At 63.3% G+C, this 15,646-nt stretch carries 18 protein-coding genes, 1 tRNA gene and 1 pseudogene; 10 read left to right on the forward strand and 10 right to left on the reverse strand.

Annotation, left to right across the window (positions count from 1 at the left end):
* Positions 1–17 precede the first annotated feature (17 nt).
* The 7 genes from VT84_RS16170 to VT84_RS16200 all read right to left on the reverse strand — a co-directional run bounded on the left by VT84_RS16170 (position 18) and on the right by VT84_RS16200 (position 3,760).
* Positions 18–90, reverse strand: a tRNA-Val gene (locus tag VT84_RS16170).
* A gap of 7 nt (positions 91–97) precedes the next feature.
* A complete protein-coding gene (locus tag VT84_RS16175; protein ID WP_052555315.1) occupies positions 98–400 on the reverse strand; it encodes a carboxymuconolactone decarboxylase family protein in 303 nt (100 codons plus the stop codon).
* 12 nt (positions 401–412) lie between these two features.
* Complete coding sequence (hscB, locus tag VT84_RS16180) at positions 413–934, reverse strand: Fe-S protein assembly co-chaperone HscB (RefSeq protein WP_082840263.1); 522 nt, start codon at positions 932–934, stop codon at positions 413–415.
* A 47-nt stretch (positions 935–981) separates the two neighbouring features.
* Positions 982–1,395, reverse strand: a complete 414-nt coding sequence (locus VT84_RS16185) for a HesB/IscA family protein (RefSeq protein WP_082840264.1) — start codon at positions 1,393–1,395, stop codon at positions 982–984.
* 75 nt (positions 1,396–1,470) lie between these two features.
* Complete coding sequence (gene iscU, locus VT84_RS16190) at positions 1,471–1,896, reverse strand: Fe-S cluster assembly scaffold IscU (RefSeq protein ID WP_052555321.1); 426 nt, start codon at positions 1,894–1,896, stop codon at positions 1,471–1,473.
* Between the two features lie 50 nt (positions 1,897–1,946).
* Positions 1,947–3,164 carry an IscS subfamily cysteine desulfurase gene (locus tag VT84_RS16195; protein ID WP_052555323.1) on the reverse strand — a complete coding sequence of 406 codons (1,218 nt, stop codon included), beginning with the start codon at positions 3,162–3,164 and terminating at the stop codon, positions 1,947–1,949.
* Between the two features lie 107 nt (positions 3,165–3,271).
* Positions 3,272–3,760 (reverse strand): RrF2 family transcriptional regulator, encoded by a 489-nt coding sequence (locus VT84_RS16200; RefSeq protein WP_239465919.1) that lies wholly within the window; start codon positions 3,758–3,760, stop codon positions 3,272–3,274.
* Between the two features lie 180 nt (positions 3,761–3,940).
* On the opposite strand from VT84_RS16200, the pseudogene VT84_RS40870 reads away from it, so the two are divergent.
* A pseudogene (locus tag VT84_RS40870) lies at positions 3,941–4,444 on the forward strand (glycosyltransferase family 2 protein); the annotation flags it as partial.
* Positions 4,445–4,658: 214 nt separating this feature from the next.
* Here the strand turns inward: VT84_RS40870 and VT84_RS40875 are convergent.
* The gene (locus VT84_RS40875; RefSeq protein ID WP_052555330.1) at positions 4,659–6,116 is read right to left on the reverse strand and encodes a CCA tRNA nucleotidyltransferase; all 1,458 of its coding nucleotides are present in this window, start codon (positions 6,114–6,116) and stop codon (positions 4,659–4,661) included.
* 105 nt (positions 6,117–6,221) lie between these two features.
* Between VT84_RS40875 and VT84_RS16215 the strand changes: the two genes are divergently transcribed.
* The 6 genes from VT84_RS16215 (at position 6,222) to VT84_RS16240 (ending at position 12,286) form a co-directional block, all read left to right on the forward strand.
* On the forward strand, positions 6,222–7,067 hold the full coding sequence (locus VT84_RS16215) for a transposase family protein (protein WP_239465854.1): 846 nt from the start codon (positions 6,222–6,224) through the stop codon (positions 7,065–7,067).
* Positions 7,068–7,280: 213 nt separating this feature from the next.
* On the forward strand, positions 7,281–7,883 hold the full coding sequence (locus tag VT84_RS16220) for a hypothetical protein (protein WP_052555334.1): 603 nt from the start codon (positions 7,281–7,283) through the stop codon (positions 7,881–7,883).
* The gene (locus tag VT84_RS16225) at positions 7,880–8,236 is read left to right on the forward strand and encodes a hypothetical protein (RefSeq protein WP_052555336.1); all 357 of its coding nucleotides are present in this window, start codon (positions 7,880–7,882) and stop codon (positions 8,234–8,236) included. Before VT84_RS16220 ends, VT84_RS16225 begins: the two co-directional genes overlap by 4 nt.
* Complete coding sequence (locus VT84_RS16230) at positions 8,233–8,919, forward strand: ImmA/IrrE family metallo-endopeptidase (RefSeq protein ID WP_052555337.1); 687 nt, start codon at positions 8,233–8,235, stop codon at positions 8,917–8,919. The genes VT84_RS16225 and VT84_RS16230 overlap by 4 nt, the downstream gene beginning before the upstream one ends.
* Positions 8,920–9,016: 97 nt before the next feature.
* Positions 9,017–10,264 (forward strand): hypothetical protein, encoded by a 1,248-nt coding sequence (locus VT84_RS16235; RefSeq protein ID WP_052555338.1) that lies wholly within the window; start codon positions 9,017–9,019, stop codon positions 10,262–10,264.
* Positions 10,265–10,327: 63 nt separating this feature from the next.
* On the forward strand, positions 10,328–12,286 hold the full coding sequence (locus tag VT84_RS16240) for an ATP-binding protein (protein ID WP_082840265.1): 1,959 nt from the start codon (positions 10,328–10,330) through the stop codon (positions 12,284–12,286).
* Positions 12,287–12,290: 4 nt separating this feature from the next.
* On the opposite strand, the gene VT84_RS16245 is transcribed toward VT84_RS16240, so the two are convergent.
* A complete protein-coding gene (locus VT84_RS16245) occupies positions 12,291–12,650 on the reverse strand; it encodes a DUF5615 family PIN-like protein (RefSeq protein ID WP_082840266.1) in 360 nt (119 codons plus the stop codon).
* Entirely contained in the window at positions 12,647–12,883 is a 237-nt protein-coding gene (locus tag VT84_RS16250; protein ID WP_082840267.1) for a DUF433 domain-containing protein, read from the reverse strand. The genes VT84_RS16245 and VT84_RS16250 overlap by 4 nt, the downstream gene beginning before the upstream one ends.
* 137 nt (positions 12,884–13,020) lie before the next feature.
* Between VT84_RS16250 and VT84_RS16255 the strand changes: the two genes are divergently transcribed.
* From VT84_RS16255 to cas2, 3 genes are all read left to right on the forward strand, one after another.
* Positions 13,021–13,239, forward strand: a complete 219-nt coding sequence (locus VT84_RS16255; protein ID WP_082840268.1) for a hypothetical protein — start codon at positions 13,021–13,023, stop codon at positions 13,237–13,239.
* 30 nt (positions 13,240–13,269) lie between these two features.
* Entirely contained in the window at positions 13,270–14,979 is a 1,710-nt protein-coding gene (locus VT84_RS16260; RefSeq protein WP_082840269.1) for a CRISPR-associated endonuclease Cas4/Cas1, read from the forward strand.
* A 372-nt stretch (positions 14,980–15,351) separates the two neighbouring features.
* The gene (gene cas2, locus VT84_RS16265; RefSeq protein ID WP_052555344.1) at positions 15,352–15,636 is read left to right on the forward strand and encodes a CRISPR-associated endonuclease Cas2; all 285 of its coding nucleotides are present in this window, start codon (positions 15,352–15,354) and stop codon (positions 15,634–15,636) included.
* Positions 15,637–15,646 lie beyond the last annotated feature (10 nt).

The following is a 15,646-nucleotide window of genomic DNA, read 5'->3' on the forward strand; positions in this document are numbered from 1 at the left end:
GAAATGTGTGTTGCGAGTGGGCGTGGAGGGACTCGAACCCCCGACTTCCTCCTTGTAAGGGAGGCACTCTAACCGCTGAGTTACACGCCCGAATCCGTTAACCGATGGCATGGGTGCCGTGGGTCACGGCTCCGCCCGCGCGAAGGGCCGCGGCCACCAGTGTCGCTTCGGTCAGCTCGGCTTCCGTCGCGCCAGCCGCCTTCGCCTTCTTAACGTGGACATCAATGCAATAAGGGCATTGTGTCGTAACGGCCACCGCTACCGCGATCAGTTCTTTGACTTTTACCGACAGCGCGCCGTCCTTGAACACCGCGGCGTTCAGCGCGTCGAACGCCGCCATGCCCTCCGGGGCCAGTTCCTTCATCGTCTTGAGCTTCTTCAAGTTGGCCGGGTCGTACATAGTGGCTCCCGTTCAGTCGTTGAGGTCGCGGAGCAGCCCGCGCACGTACTTCGCCGCGTTCAATAGACCTCGAACCCGAATCCGGAGGTTCGCGCGCTGGTCACTCTCGGGTGGGGTTGCGGCGAGCTGATCGAACAGCGTCGCGACTTCACCCATCAGCCCGTCGAACCGGGCGCCAAAGCTCCGTTCGAGGCGCTCGGTTTCAGCCGATTTCCCGCGGGCCGTTTCGATCTCCTCGCGAGCATCGAGCATTTCTGCGAGGAACGCGGGCGGCACCTGCTTGTGTTCCGCCGCACTCGGACCGCCCTCAAGCGCGAGCAGGTGCTCGGCACGGGCAAACGGGTCGCGGAGTGTGTTGTATGCCTCGTTGACCGCCGCTGACAGTTCCAGACTCGCGTTTAGGTCCGCCGACGAACCCGCGAGGTGGAAGTCGGGGTGGACCGCGCGCGACCGCGCGAGGTACAACCGTTCCAACTCGCCCACGTCAACAGTAAACCGCCTCGGGAGGCCGAGGCGGTCAAAGTGGTCGGTCATAGCTTTCTGGTTCCAGGGCCGCACGTCTCTCGGCCGGATTTGGCGAACTACATGCTGTACGAGCTACCGCAGCCACAGGTGCTCTTGGCTTGCGGGTTCGAGATCGTGAAGCCGCGCTTGTTCAGGTCGTCGTGGAAGTCCACGGTGGCCCCGTTGAGGTACAGGAGCGAGCGCTTATCCACGACCACTTCGATGCCGTGGAACTCGAACTTGTGGTCCGACTTCTCGTCGAACTTGGCGTCGAGGTCGAGCTTGTTCTGGAACCCGCTGCACCCGCCGCCCTGCACGCGGACGCGGAGGTACAGCTTGCCGCCCGGCTCGATTTCCTTGCGCTCGATCATGTCGGCGATGTGGCGCTTGACTTCCAGTGCGGCCTTTTCCGTCACGGTGACGGGCGGCGCGACCGGGGCCGCGTCCTTGAGGCCCAGCCCTTGGGGTTCGTTCGCAACAGCGGTGGACATCGGAATCACCTTTCGTTTGGTCCGGGGATCGGGACTAAATTCGTTGGGGGATTATACCGCGGTAGGGGTGACGAGTTACACTCCGGCCGGTTCCGGTTGCTCGCTTTTCTCGGTGGGCGCGCCGTTCTTCTCGTGGTAGTTCTTCAGCGCCGCCTTGATCGCGTCCTCGGCCAGAACCGAGCAGTGGACCTTGACCGGCGGGAGCGCGAGTTCTTCCACGATCTCGGTGTTCTTGATCGCGAGCGCCTCGTCCACCGTCTTCCCCTTGAGCCACTCGGTCGCGAGGCTGCTCGACGCGATCGCGGACCCGCACCCGAACGTCTTGAACTTCGCGTCTTCAATAACGCCCGTTTCCGCGTTCACCTTGATCTGGAGCCGCATCACGTCGCCGCACTCCGGGGCGCCGACCAGCCCGGTGCCCACGTTCGGGTCCGCGATGTCGAAGCTCCCGACGTTCCGCGGGTTGTTGTAGTGGTCGAGTACCTTTTCGCTGTACGGCATGTCGCTCTCCTGCAAAGTTTGATGCGGCCTACGACCGCGGAGGTTCAAAATTAGTGCCCGGCCCACTCGATAGTTTTCAGGTCGATGCCCGCTTGCACCATCTCGTACAGCGGGGACATCGCGCGGAGGCGGTTCACCTCGCGGACGACCAGATCGACAACAAAGTCCACCTCCGCTTCAGTGTTGAAGCGGCCCAGCCCGAAGCGGATGCTGGAGTGCGCGAGTTCGTCTCCCACGCCCAGCGCCCGGAGCACGTAACTCGGTTCGAGGCTCGCGCTCGTGCAGGCGGACCCGCTCGACACGGCCACGTCCTTGATGCCCATCATCAGCCCCTCGCCCTCGACATAGGCGAAGCTGATGTTCGCGTTACCGGGGAGGCGCTCGGTGGGGTGCCCGTTCAGGTAGCTCTCGGGGAGCTTATCCATGATGCCCGCGCGGAGACGCTCGCGGAGAGCGAACGTCCGTTGCGTTTCTTCGGGCATTTCGGCCTTCGCAATCGCGCACGCGACGCCGAGGCCGACAATCAGCGGAACCGGGAGCGTGCCGGAGCGCATTCCGCGCTCGTGCCCGCCACCGTCGATTTGTGGTTCCAGGCGCACCCGCGGGTCTTTCTTGCGGACGTACAAGGCACCGATGCCCTTCGGCCCGTAGATTTTGTGGGCCGTCAGGCTCAACAGGTCGATGCCCATGTCTTCGACGTCGAGCGGGATCTTCCCGACCGCTTGCACCGCGTCGGTGTGGAAGAGGACGCCCTTTTCTTTGCAGAGGCGGCCGATGGCGCGGATCGGCTGGAGGCTGCCGATCTCGTTGTTCGCGGCCATGATCGACACGAGGACCGTCTTGTCGGTGATCGCTTCGCGGATCTGTTCGGCGTGGACTTGGCCGTACTTATCGACCGGCAGGTACGTGACCCGGAACCCGTCGCGCTCGAGGCGCTTGCAGGTATCGAGCGTGGCCTTATGCTCGGTCGCCTGCGTGATGACGTGGTTGCCCTTCTTCTTGTACATCGCGGCAACGCCCTTGATCGCAAGGTTGTTGCTCTCGGTCGCGCCGCTCGTGAAAATGACTTCCTTCGCGCTCGCGCCGATGATGCTCGCGATCTGACCGCGTGCCGTTTCGACGGCTTCTTCGGCCTCCCAGCCGAACGGGTGGTTGCGACTGGCCGCGTTCCCGTACTTTTCGGTGAAATAGGGCAGCATCGCTTCCACCACGCGCGGGTCCGTGCGGGTGGTCGCGTTGTTGTCCATGTAAACCGGCATCTTCGTCATTGTCGTGTCCGAGTCCTGGTGCCGTTGAGCAACCGTACCAGCGGATCGCTCGCCCGCCGGTAGTGGTGCGAACCAGGGGCCGCACCACGAGAAAAATCCCGAGCGGTTTACGCCGGGGACGGTTCGACCGCGCCGGCCGAACAGCACCCTGTTGTCGCCAAGAGGGGCAAAGAGTGGAGCGCAGAGGGCTTTGCTTTCGGGTCGAACAGCTCCGTGAGCATGACCCCTCGCAGCACGCCCATTAACCTCTGGTGGACTTCCGCCATCGGCCCTTTAACCGTGCACGACGAAGCGTGCGAGCAGGCATCAGCGCCCGCGTCCGCGGTGTGGTTACATACCGTGAGTTGGAAACCGTCTTCCACGGTTTCGAGTAGTTCCGCAAGACTGGTGGTGGCTGCGTCGCGAGCGAGTGCGTACCCGCCTTTCACCCCGCGGTGACTGGCGACGAACCCGTTCTGACACAGTTCTTTGAGGATGTTCGCGACGAACGGACGACTGAGACCGAACTGTTCCGCAATAGCGCGGGCCGTCCCGCCCTCTTTTCGCTGGTACAGAAAGGACAATATCAGGAGGGCGTAATCGGCCTTGCGACTCATCAGTGTCACGGCTCGCCCTCGCTTCGTGGATAACTCAATTCGGGAATCAGCACTCCCACTATTCCATTTCTACCCACGGAACTGTATCTGGCAAGTGCTATTTCACCAGCGACCGCACTTTACGCACCTTCGCGGAGTTGCTAAATGCCCGTCAGCCAGGCCATTTTGGGGAGCATCCGCATGGACGCGGCGAATCGCACAGGATTGAGTCTCGTGATCCCCGCCTTTAACGAGGCCGCTGTGATCGCCCGCGCCATCACCGAAGCGGAAGCATCGCTCACCACATACTTTGGGTCGTTTGAAGTATTAGTCGTCGATGACGGTAGCGGAGACACTACCGCAGCCGAGGTGAGCGCAACTCTTCCCAGTGCCCCACACACGCGACTGCTGCGTCACGAAGGGAACCGCGGTTACGGAGCCGCATTGCGAACGGGCTTTGAGGCCGCGCGGTTCGATCTGGTCGCATTTACCGATGCGGACTGTCAGTTCGACCTCACCGAACTGGCGCAACTCGCAGACTTAGCAGCAGATACGCCGGTTGTGGTGGGTTACCGGGCGGACCGAAAAGACCCGTGGCGCCGGCGGTTCCTGTCGTGGGGGTACAACGTAATGGCCCGCGCCCTACTCGGCACGCGGGTTCGTGACGTGGACTGCGCCCTGAAAGTGTTCCACCGCAGCGCACTCGCGGGATTGCTGCCCGAGTCACGCGGGTTCTTCGTGAACACCGAAATGATGACCCGCGCTCGTCAGCAGAACCTTCCGGTCACTGAAATCCCGGTAACGCACCGTCCGCGTGCCGGGGGCGAGAGTAAGGTGTCGCTGCGCGAAGTCCCGCGAACGGCCCGCAAGCTGTTCGCATTCTGGTGGCAGGAAGTGATTCGCGGCGCAACTCCTACCGTCACACCGGCGGTGTTCCAGACGAAGATACCGACTCCGCAAGTAATTGCTTCACAAGATCATGTGCCTGATCTTTTGTCGCCACGCGCCCCTCAAGTTGCGCCTCCCGCACGGCATCGAGCAGCCGCTTGAAGGCGGGGCCGGGCTTCAGCCCCTTTGCGATAAGATCCTCGCCCGTCAGAACGGGGGGCGGGTTCAATTCTTCTGGGGGCGTGTTCCTCAACACACGCTCACAGAATTCGACGTGTTCGATACTGCTCCCGCGCGCCAGTGCGATCGCTCGATGGAGCGCGAGCAGTTCTTCAATGCCGGGGTGAACGAGGATCGGTTTCAGTTTGCTCGCGCGCATTGTGGGCGCGTCAAGCAAGTAGTCCTGCTTCTCAACGAGCCAACTGAGCCGCACCGTTTCGATGTTCGACAGCTTCAGGCGCTCCGCGATGCGCTCCGCGGTCGCCTTACCCGTGGTGTGTAACACGGCCGCAAATACGAGCGGGAATGGGGAGAAGAACCCCTCCCCAACCCCTCCCCCAAGGGGAGAGGGGCTTAAAACCAACGATGGCTCTGTTCCCCTTTCCTTCGTCGCCGGTCCGCGAGAAGCTCCGCTGACAGGACCGGCGCTCGAAGAAGCGAAGGGGGTTAGGGGGTTAGGTCGTCTTTCCTCCCCTTTCCCTTCAGGGAGGGGGGACAGGGGGGTAGGTGTGCCTTTTTCCCCCAATCCCTCCACCACCCGAACCGTATCCGCCCACACGTTCGGCGCGGCAACCTCGGGCAGAATCGCGGCAGCTAGTCCCAATTCGTGGAGCAACCCCAGCCCGTGTGCGCGGTTCGGATGAACGAGCAGTTTCCGCAACTCTTCTGCAATGCGCTCCGCGGAAACGACTTGGATCTGTGCGGCCATTGCGCGGGCCGCGTCGTGCGTGGCGGGGTCTACGGCTAGTGCAAAGCGGGTCGCCATGCGCACCGCTCGCAGGATGCGCAACTTGTCCTCGGTGAACCGCGCAACCGGATCGCCGATGGCGCGTAGAGTTTTCGCTTCGAGATCCGCGCGCCCACCGACGAAGTCGATGAGTTCCGCCTTCACCGGGTCGAAGAACATGCCGTTGATGGTGAAGTCGCGGCGCTGGGCGTCTTCTTCGGGCGACGAGAATGTAACCGTTTCGGGGCGCCGACCGTCGATGTAAACCCCGTCGGCGCGGAAGCTCGCAACTTCGATCGTGAGCCATTCGCCGTCGTCGCTCTTCGGTCCGATGACTTGCACGACGCCGAAGTGGGCACCGATCTCGTTCCGCCGACGGAACAGCGGGCGCAACTGCTCCGGGCGCGCGGACGTAGCGACGTCGTAGTCATCGGGGGTGAGTCCGAGCAGTTCGTCGCGCACGCACCCACCGGCCCAAAGTGCCGTGAAGCCAGCGTTCTGGAGTTTACGAACGACATCGAGTGCGAATTCGCGGTCCGTCATATCTAGCCAAGCGAAGGAATCGGTTCGTGATACAGTAGAGTCGCTGCACAATAGTGGCCGGGTGCGTAGGTTTGGTGTATGAGCCACACGAGTCGGTTGAGGCGAATGCCGGACACGTTCCGTCAACTGACCGGGATTACCCCCGATGCGTTCGACCAACTGTTGGCCGAACTCGAACCGCGTTACCCGCAGGCCGACGCCAAGCGGAAGAAGCGGCCCTCTCGTCAGCGGAAGCCGGGTGCGGGGCGCAAGTTCGCGCGCCCGTTGAGCGACCGATTGCTGATGCCGTTGATGTACTACCGGACCTACACCACCCACGCCTTCCTCGGGTTCTTGTTCGGCATCGACGACCGTTCCGTGTGCCGCAACATCAACCCGCTCCAACCGCTGTTGGCCGGGATCTTCCGGATCCCGGAACGCCGCATCGAACGGGAGCCCGACGAGATCCGCGAGCTTTTCTTCGACGCCACCGAGCGGGCCATTCCCCGGCCCACTCGGCGGCAGAAGCGGTTCGACTCGGGGAAGAACAAGCGGCACACGCTCAAGCACCAAGTGGTGGTCGTGCGCAAGCGCAAGAGCTCCGGGCGGGGCGGCCAACGGCGCCGGGTGCGGATCGCCGCCGTGTCGAAGGCGTTCCCGGGCAAGACGCATGACAAGAAGGTGTACGACGCGACCGCCGTGGTGTGCCCGGACGGGGTGCGGCGCACGGGCGACACGGCGTACCTGGGAACCGGGCTGTGTACCCCGCGCCGGCGACCGCCGAAGGGTCCGCTGACGGCCCGGCAGAAGGCCGGGAACCGGCGCGTGTCGCGCCGTCGGATCGTGGTCGAGCACGGGATCGGGAAGATGAAGGTGTGGCGCATCGCGGCCGAGCGGTACCGGAACCCGCGCCGCCGGCACACCCTCATCATCAAGAACGTCGCCGGACTCCACAACCTCATGTACGCATGAGGTCGAACACCCGGGGCAGCGCATCGACTTGAACCGATCAGCCGCTATTGTGCAGCGACTCTAGTAGCTCAGTTCACGAGTTGTGCCAAACAGCTCGTGCCGCTCTCCGACGCTCTGCAAATGCGGTCCTATACCCTGCGGTCCTACACCCCCACAACTGACATCGCCATTGGCGGACATTGCTGTTTACGGTGTTTGGGAAAGGAGGCCCGTATGCCCCCCATCCCACAATGGCCGAGCGAAGACGACGGTCGGCACCTTCACGCGGAACTGATGCGCGGTATTTCGACCGCACCGGACGTCTTTGCGGGCGTGTACTATCAGCCTCTCCGCGATTATCTGGCCTCTGCGTCTGCCCATGTCGCGGAGGAGTTGCGTGATAGTGCCGTGTCCGAAACGATCATGAACGTGATCGAGCGCCCACAACAGTACAATCCCGAACTCCTGTCATTTACCCGCTATCTCTGCATGTCTGTGCGAGGCGATTTGCGCAACCTGTGTGCCCAAGACGTGCGACGGCGGGGCCGAGAAATTTCGCTCGGATTTGTCGACGAGCCGACGGCGAGTGGGAACAATTGTGTGGAGCCGGTCGAGGCCCCGAGTTTGGACGACCCGCGGGTCGTTGATGAGGTCGCGTCGTTCGGGCCGCGCGAGCACGTGGCTTACACACTAATTCTCGCGGGCGAGCGCCACACGGATGTTTACGCGCGGGCACTCGGGTTAGACACAACACGTTCCGATGTGGCCGCGGTCGTTAAGCGGATCAAAGACACCGTAAAAGTGCGCTTGCGGCGCGCAGTTGGGGGACGGTCATGAACCCGACACCGTTTGAGTTGCTCGCGGAACGTGCCTCGGCCAGACCATTTTTCCTGGGATTCCGGCTCGCGGAATTTGCCGCGCGCGAATCACTGGATGACGCGGCACTGGCGGCCCAGCTCGGGTGCGATGTGGCCACGCTCGCGCACGTCCGGATGTGCCGCGCGCCGCGAACTGAATCGAGCGCTGTGTTTGGCGAAGACGTGACCTGCGTGGCGACCAAGTTCGGTCTTAACGTGCGTGCGCTCGCGGATGCCACGAAACTCGTTCCGGCCGCGATCGTGCGCGACGCGACCAGCCTAGAACCCGCCGGCGCCGTTCTCGCCGCACGCGACCGGAGTGACGTCCCGTGATCGCGCGCCCGGAAGTTTGGGTGCTCGAACTCGCCGCGCGGTTCTGGGCCGAAGTCGGCCACGAACCCGGCTTCCCGCGCGATCTGCGTGACGCCACGTGGAACTTTCCGGACCTTCACGTCAAAGAGATCCTAAACCTTTCTGCCGCGACCGTCGCTCAAGAATTCGCGCGGCACAACGTCCCGTGCGCGCCCCTGGCCGAAGACCGCCAATTTTACGGGTGCTTTGGTGCGCGCCGTGGGGTCGGCGTGATTCTGGTCGATCCAACCCTACCCGCAGACGAACTGCGGTTCACTTTCGCACACGAACTCGCCCACTTCCTCCGTGACTGCCGCGAGGCACGCCGAAGGGCCGTTGCGCGCTTCGGCACGGGCATTCTTGACGTGCTCGACGGGAACCGCCCCGCAACACCGATGGAGCGCCTTGCGGGGGCGTTGCGCGGAGTCACGATCGGCAGCCACACGCACTTCCTTGAGCGCGACCGCTGGGGCCGCGTGGTTGATGAGGCGACCTGGGAGGCCGAAGAAGGCGCTGACCGGCTCGCGTTCGAGCTACTCGCCCCCTTCGACGCGGTCGATCCCGAAGCCGCTCCTTCGCGCGCCGCGCTGGTATCGAGACTCATTTCGGTATTCGGCTTACCCACTGTTCCAGCGGAAAAATACGCAATTCTCTTGCGGTACTGAGCATATCTCGCAAAAGATTATCTTGTTATCAGCGAAAAATTGGGAAATCTCGTCGAACTTTCCGCCGACTCGCGGAACGGTTGGTCGGAGGTCGCCTATGTCCGACGTTGCCCCCACCCCCGAACTACCGGTTTCGCGCCCCAGCGGTGCGACGAGCGATGCGTTTCAGCGCTGTTTCGGGGAGCCACTCGACGACGTATTGAATTTGGCGACGTGGCACGCCGGCGAGGACATGAGTCGCGAATACGCGAGGGTTTCGAGCCTGATCGCCAACGCAGTGAAGGCGGAAACGGCGTTGGAAGCGCGCGTGCGCAGCCTTGTCGTGGATAAGCTCCATACCTTCGCCGGTGCGCCTCCAGGGGCCGGGAAGTACCCCGTTTCGGTGGATGAAATTCGAGACGTCCACCGGGGGCTGTTGTTCAACGGCGGGACCGATTGCTGTGACGGCACCGTTGACGTTCATGACTCGCTCGCGCTGACCATTTATCAGATCGGCGTGTGCCTCGTGTCGTATGCGGGTAATCGAGGGAGCTGGAGCCAGCGGTTGTATCGGCGCGATTTGCACGAGGGGCGGGGCGATCCGGTGACCGAAACGGTCGCACTTTTGGAGGCTCGCGCCACACGAGGCGGGCTGAACCAACCCGACCGCCGCGACGGATTGTCGGAACTGGCGAAACGTGCGGTGATGAGCTACGCCGAGATCGCCGTGTTGGTCGAACACTCTACGGCGCTGTGGAAGATGGGCCACGGCAGCCCGGCCCCGTACCAGTTGCTCAGCGGGGCCGGGAACCCGGACGTCATGATCCGTTCGATACGGTTGCTCCGCAGGCTCATTGAGGACCACAAGCGGTTCGTGTTTATCGCCAGCGAACCGAGCGACCGCCTGTACCTCACCATCGGCCAAGCCCTTCACCCGTGCGAGTACGCCATCGTCGGTACGCTCGCGCAGCGGATCGAGCGGTTCGTCGGTGGGCTCCAGTTCTCTGGGCGCGTGACCGTTGACGACACCTGGGGCGGCAAACCGATGATGCCCGAACTGTGGGTGTCACGGTTCTTGGACGAAGTCGCGCCGCAGGTACTCGTGGGCGTTTTCCGCGCCTCGCCGCTCGCACCGCCGCACATGTTTTATGCCCACCGCGAACACGTCCACACCGCGGCGAAGATCGCAATCGCCGACAGCGTGCTGATGGCCGACCGCGGGTTCCCGGCTCTCATTGATTTGGCCGATCGCACCTGTCAATCGGTGTACGGTGGCGGGAGCCTGCGCGACATCGCCACGGCCGCTTACGCCCGCGCCGGGGCGGGATTGCGCTACGGCAGCGAGCGCCAGAACCGTCCGGATTAAGGTGAATTCGGCCGCAAGGCCGGGGCCGTTTATCGCCAGGAACTCAACAACAGGAGGCTCATTATGTCCGAGTCCAATGGTGCCCTTGCGCGCCAACAGCAACTCGCAGATGGCATCGCTCGCGGTGCTCGCGGTGAACCTCACGAAGATGATTGCGCGCTCGCGCGTCAACAACAACTCGCCGACGACATCGCGCGAGCCGGCGGGCCGAAACTCGCGAACCCGGACGACGCGGATTCGGTCGGCGTGACGATGTTCGACCTGCCCGGCAGCGACGATCTCACCGTCACCGTGCTCCTCGGGCGCGAGCACCTTCAGCGTGCGCCGTCGCAATCACTCGTTCGCATCGAGAGCCGCAACGATAAGCGCAAATACCTCGGCGTGGTGACGGCCGGGCCGTTCGCGGAACCCGACGGATTGCGTGCTGATTCGGACATCCTCAAGGCCGTCGCGACACACCGCGGCGACTACCTTCCGCCGTTCCACGGGCGCGTGCAAGTGACGATTCTCGGTGAGGAATTGAAGGGCGGTGAACTCACGCCCCCGCGCCTGCGGCCGCTGCCGAACAGCCCGGTCTTCGTGCTCAAGGACGACGAAGCCGCGAAGGTGCTGAAGTGCGGCGGCGACGTGCGCCTCGGCCTCGCGGTGGGGCACGAGCAAGTGGAAGTCGGGGCGCCGGCGAAGGCCAAGAGCGTGTTTCCGCGTCACACGGCTATTCTCGGCACGACTGGTGGCGGGAAATCGACCACGGTGTCGGGTCTGGTTAATCGCGCTCGCGCTGCGGGCATGGCGGTGATTCTGTTGGACGTAGAGGGTGAGTACACGGTGATGCACGAGCCGAGCGACCACAAGGGCATGCAAGAAGGGTTGCGCGCCCGAAACCTGACCCCGGAAGGCGTGCCGGTGAAAGACATGACCGTGTACCACCTCGTGAACCGCGGCGCCGCGAACCCGGCGCACCCCAAGCTGCGCCCGTTTTCGCTCCAGTTCGCCCGGCTCTCGCCCTACGCGGTGATGGAAATCTTGGACCTCTCCGACGCACAACAAGAGCGATTCTTGAAGGCGTATGACATCGCAAAACCGCTGCTCCGCGAACTGAAAATCTTCCCGCAAGAGGGCCATCCCGAACAGGAACAACTGGCATTGGATATCGATGAGTTCGAGCGGGGCTATCCGCGGGTCACGATTCCTCTCCTCATCGACATCGTTCGGGCTTGTGCTCTGCGTGCGGAACCGAAGGGCGACAAAAAGCGCACTCGGAAAGGGAGCGAAGACGACGCGGACGACGCGCCGACTTTCGATCCGTGGTGCCGCGAACTCAAGGCGCCGGGCGCCGTGCAAGCCCTGAACAAGCGGATGAACGCGGCGAACCCGCCGGGCAACACGGTTTCGTGGCACGCGGTCCAGGGCCGGCTCTCGCGCCTGAACCGGCTGAACGTGTTCTTCGACGAGCAGCCGAACAGCAAGCGCCCGATGACCCACAGCGAAATGCTCCGCCCCGGCGCGCTGTCGGTCATCGATCTCTCCGACACCGGGTTCAGCGAACTGAACAACCTCGTGATCGCGGACATCCTGCGCGGGATTCAGGACGCGCAAGACACCGCGTGCGAGGCGGCCGAGCAGCAGAAGAAATCCCCCACGCCGGTGCTGATCGTGGTAGAGGAGGCACACGAGTTCTTGAGTGAGGAACGCATCGGGCGCACGCCGGTGCTGTTCGAGCAGGTGGCGAAGATCGCGAAGCGCGGGCGCAAGCGCTGGCTCGGGCTGTGCTTCGTAACGCAGCTACCGAGTCACCTCCCGAAGCAAGTCCTCGGGCTGTGCAACTCGTTCATCCTGCACAAGCTGCAAGACCCACAGGTGGTGACACTCCTGAAGCGCACCGTGGGCGGCGTGGACGAAGGGTTATGGGACCGGCTCCCGAACCTCGCGCCGGGGCAGGCCGTCGTCAGCTTCCCGCACTTCGCGCGCCCGCTCCTGGTGAGCATCGACCCGAGTCAGGCGAAGCTGCGGATGACGGATTGAAGCATCAGGGAGGGGTGACGGGGCGAATCCGAACACCGTTATTGCTCACAACTGTGAAAGCGGTGGGGAGTTCGTTCGCGTGGTCCCGGATCACTTCGCTGACCAGTTGTGCTCGGTCGTCGGCGGACATACCTGTGAGACGGATCAATACGATCCCGGTATGCGTCAGGCGGTTGCGGAAAACGAGTTCGCCGAAATCTTTGTCTTGGGTGAGAAGAACCGCGTGCTCGTTCACGGCAATGGTGAGCACGTCGGTATCGGGTGCGCCTCCATTCGTGTCGCGGATCGCGCGAACGGTGTGTCCGTCCGCGCGAAGGCGGTCGATTATCGCACCCAGCAAACTCTCGTCGGCAACGAGGTTCATGCCGGAACTTTCCCGAACGGGTACACCGCGTCGTTGCGGATGGCCTCGGCCGCGAAACGCACGGCCGCAAGGATCTGTTCGCGCGTGATGTGTGGGTATTCCCGGAGCAGATCATCGACCGATAACCCGCCGCCGAGTTCTTCAAGAACCAGCTCGACGCTGATGCGCGTTCCCGCAATCACAGGTTTGCCGAACAAGATGTTCGGGTCGGAAACGATTTGAGCGGTAGCCATGTGTCCTCGGTAGTGGCGCGTTTCATGCAGGCTAGTTGATGCTACCGGCGCGGACCAAAACAATCTATCCGCGAATTTCTGTCGAACTTCCCCAACCCCTTCGGAACAAGTCTGCAGAACCACACAGGAGGCGCGTCATGGAACCGGTACTGGTTGCCGCTTACGCCGAGATGCTGAAGGCCCGACCGGACGAGTGTTCGGTGGACCGCATTCTCGAAGACCCGCAGTTCCGCGGGGAGTTCCTCGGTCGGGTCCGGGCGAGTGCCGCGGACCGCACCGAGTTCGACATCCTCCGCACGCTCCACAACCTCCGCAAGCGGAGCAAGCTCCCGCGACGCGACGCCCCCTCTGCCTGACGCCCCCCACACCGAACGGAGCACACGCCCATGTCCGCGACCACGGACCCGATCCCGGTGCGCGCACTGAACCAGGTGACGTACTGCCCCCGGCTGTACTACCTGCAGTACGTGGACGCCGTCATGCCCACGAACGAGCACGTCGAGGGCGGGCTGCACGACCACCGCCGTGTGGACGCGCCCGACCTCAAGAACAAGACCCGCACCGACCGCGGGACGGCCACCAGTCGCGGGATCGCGCTTTCGAGCGAGGCGCTCGGGATTTCCGGCATTCTGGACGTGATCGAAGAGAAGAACGGCGAGCAGTACCCGGTGGAAACCAAGCACGGACCGGCCCCGCACGACGGCGACGGCCAGCCGACCGTCTGGGACAACGACGCCGTCCAGATTTGCGCCCAAGCGATGCTCATGGAAGAAGCGTTCGGCAAACCGGTGCCGCGCGGGTACCAGTTCCACGTCGGAAGCCGCGAGCGCGTGCCGCTGGAACTGACGCCCGAGCTGCGTCAAAAGACCCGCGACGCCGTCACGCGGTGCCGCGAACTGGCGGCTCTCGACGCCCCGCCCGATCCGCTCCCGAGCGAACTGCGTCACCGGTGTTTCGGCTGCTCGCTCGCGCCGGTGTGCTTGCCGGAAGAAACGCTGTACCAGATCGGGCACCCGGCGCCCGTGAAAACCGAAGAGGCGCCGCCGGAACTCAAGCGCGTCATCCCGCAATCCGACGACGGTGCGGTGCTCTACCTGCAAGAGCCGGGCAGCTCGGTCGGCAAGCGCAGCGAGCACCTCGTCATCAAGAAGGACGGCAAGGAAATGAGTCGCGTGCCGATGCACGCAGTTCGGCAGGTCGTTGTGTGTGGGAACGTGCAAGTCAGCACGCAGGCGCTCGAAACGCTCGCGACCAACGACATCCCGGTGTCCTACGTGACCGGGCACGGGCGGTTCATCGGCACGTTTTCGCCCGCGCCCGCGAAAAACGTGTCACTCCGCGAGTCCCAGTTCCGTAAGTTCAGTGACCCGGCCGCGTGCCTGGAACTGTCGAAGGCCGTGGTGCGGGCCAAGCTCGCGAACCAGCGCGCCCTTCTGATGCGCAGTTTGCGCGGCGAGGAAGAAGCTCGCGGCAGTCACGAACCGGCCGCACGCGGCATCTACGGGCTACTCGGGGTGATTGACGACCAGACCTCGGTGGACTCCGTGCTCGGGATCGAGGGGCAGGGGGCCGCGCTGTACTTCGGCGAGTTCGGGCGCTTCCTGAAGCAACCGCCGACGGGCAAGCGGTTCGACTTCACGTCGCGGAACCGGCGCCCGCCGCGCGACCCGGTGAACGCGCTGCTGTCGTTCGCCTACGCGATGCTCGCAAAGGACTGTTTCGCGGCGGCCTGCACGGTGGGCTTCGACCCGTACAAGGGCTTCTTCCACCAGGGCCGGCACGGGAAACCGTCGCTCGCACTGGACCTCATGGAAGAGTTCCGACCCGTCATCGCCGATTCGGTCGTTCTCACGCTGATTAATAACGAAACGCTGACGCCCGACGATTTCATCACGTGGCGGGACGCTTGCAACCTGACCGAGAGCGGCCGGAAGGCGTTCTTCGCGGCCTACGAGCAGCGCAAATCGACGATCATTATGCACCCGCTTTACAACTACAAGATGTCCTACGCGCGGATGCTGGAAGTGCAGGCCCGGATGCTCGCGTCGTTCGTGCGCGGCAGCACCCCGACGTACACCGGGTTCGTCGTTCGGTAAGGGCGTTTATTGTGAACTCAAGTTCACAATCTGATATAATAGCTAGTTGGAGTCGCACCTATCGATCGGCTTGTACCGATTGGGAGGCTTCCGGGCGAGCGAAAAACGAGCGCATGCGACGGAAAATGTTAGCCAATGTTAGCAGAAAAGAGTTTCGTAGGATCGGCGGAGCGGTTCCGAAGTGCTGGAAATGTCAGGCGTTTCGCCGTTTCTGTGAACGCGACGCCGCTGTCGGGCCGAAAAGGTTAGCAATTGTTACTGACCGCTGGCGCGACGTCGGGAATCGCGGGTGCGAGTTTTCAAGAATACAAGTGTCCGATCAATGAGGTTGTAGCACGGCGAACGCGATTTTCACCCTTACCGCGGGGCGCGATGGACAGCTATCTCGTGTGTTACGACATCTCGAACCCGAAGCGCCTCCGCCGGGTGGCCCGGACGTGCGAGGACTTCGGGTACCGCAAGCAGTTATCCGTTTTTCTGGTTCGCGTGAGTGCGACCGATTTTGTACGCTTGCGCTCGCGCTTATACGACATTATCGACTTGAACGAAGACCAAGTGCTGTTCCTGCCGCTCACCGAGACGAGCCTCCAGCGCATGGAGGCGATCGGCCGGCCCACCGACGCATACGACAAAAACGACGTGGTGATGATCCTCTGAGGAGTTCGCC

Origin of the sequence: Gemmata sp. SH-PL17, assembly GCF_001610855.1 — a bacterium.
GTDB lineage: Bacteria > Planctomycetota > Planctomycetia > Gemmatales > Gemmataceae > Gemmata > Gemmata massiliana.

Bases quoted from the DNA above. Each gene is read 5' to 3' on its own strand.
- VT84_RS16200 (WP_239465919.1), bottom strand. From the start codon at position 3,760: ATGAGTCGCAAGGCCGATTACGCCCTCCTGATATTGTCCTTTCTGTAC.
- VT84_RS16240 (WP_082840265.1), top strand. From the start codon at position 10,328: ATGTCCGAGTCCAATGGTGCCCTTGCGCGCCAACAGCAACTCGCAGAT.
- VT84_RS16245 (WP_082840266.1), bottom strand. From the start codon at position 12,650: ATGAACCTCGTTGCCGACGAGAGTTTGCTGGGTGCGATAATCGACCGC.
- VT84_RS16175 (WP_052555315.1), bottom strand. From the start codon at position 400: ATGTACGACCCGGCCAACTTGAAGAAGCTCAAGACGATGAAGGAACTG.
- VT84_RS16260 (WP_082840269.1), top strand. From the start codon at position 13,270: ATGTCCGCGACCACGGACCCGATCCCGGTGCGCGCACTGAACCAGGTG.
- VT84_RS16235 (WP_052555338.1), top strand. From the start codon at position 9,017: ATGTCCGACGTTGCCCCCACCCCCGAACTACCGGTTTCGCGCCCCAGC.
- cas2 (WP_052555344.1), top strand. From the start codon at position 15,352: ATGGACAGCTATCTCGTGTGTTACGACATCTCGAACCCGAAGCGCCTC.
- VT84_RS40875 (WP_052555330.1), bottom strand. From the start codon at position 6,116: ATGACGGACCGCGAATTCGCACTCGATGTCGTTCGTAAACTCCAGAAC.
- VT84_RS16220 (WP_052555334.1), top strand. From the start codon at position 7,281: ATGCCCCCCATCCCACAATGGCCGAGCGAAGACGACGGTCGGCACCTT.
- VT84_RS16225 (WP_052555336.1), top strand. From the start codon at position 7,880: ATGAACCCGACACCGTTTGAGTTGCTCGCGGAACGTGCCTCGGCCAGA.
- iscU (WP_052555321.1), bottom strand. From the start codon at position 1,896: ATGCCGTACAGCGAAAAGGTACTCGACCACTACAACAACCCGCGGAAC.
- VT84_RS16215 (WP_239465854.1), top strand. From the start codon at position 6,222: ATGCCGGACACGTTCCGTCAACTGACCGGGATTACCCCCGATGCGTTC.
- VT84_RS16255 (WP_082840268.1), top strand. From the start codon at position 13,021: ATGGAACCGGTACTGGTTGCCGCTTACGCCGAGATGCTGAAGGCCCGA.
- VT84_RS16185 (WP_082840264.1), bottom strand. From the start codon at position 1,395: ATGTCCACCGCTGTTGCGAACGAACCCCAAGGGCTGGGCCTCAAGGAC.
- VT84_RS16250 (WP_082840267.1), bottom strand. From the start codon at position 12,883: ATGGCTACCGCTCAAATCGTTTCCGACCCGAACATCTTGTTCGGCAAA.
- VT84_RS16195 (WP_052555323.1), bottom strand. From the start codon at position 3,164: ATGACGAAGATGCCGGTTTACATGGACAACAACGCGACCACCCGCACG.
- hscB (WP_082840263.1), bottom strand. From the start codon at position 934: ATGACCGACCACTTTGACCGCCTCGGCCTCCCGAGGCGGTTTACTGTT.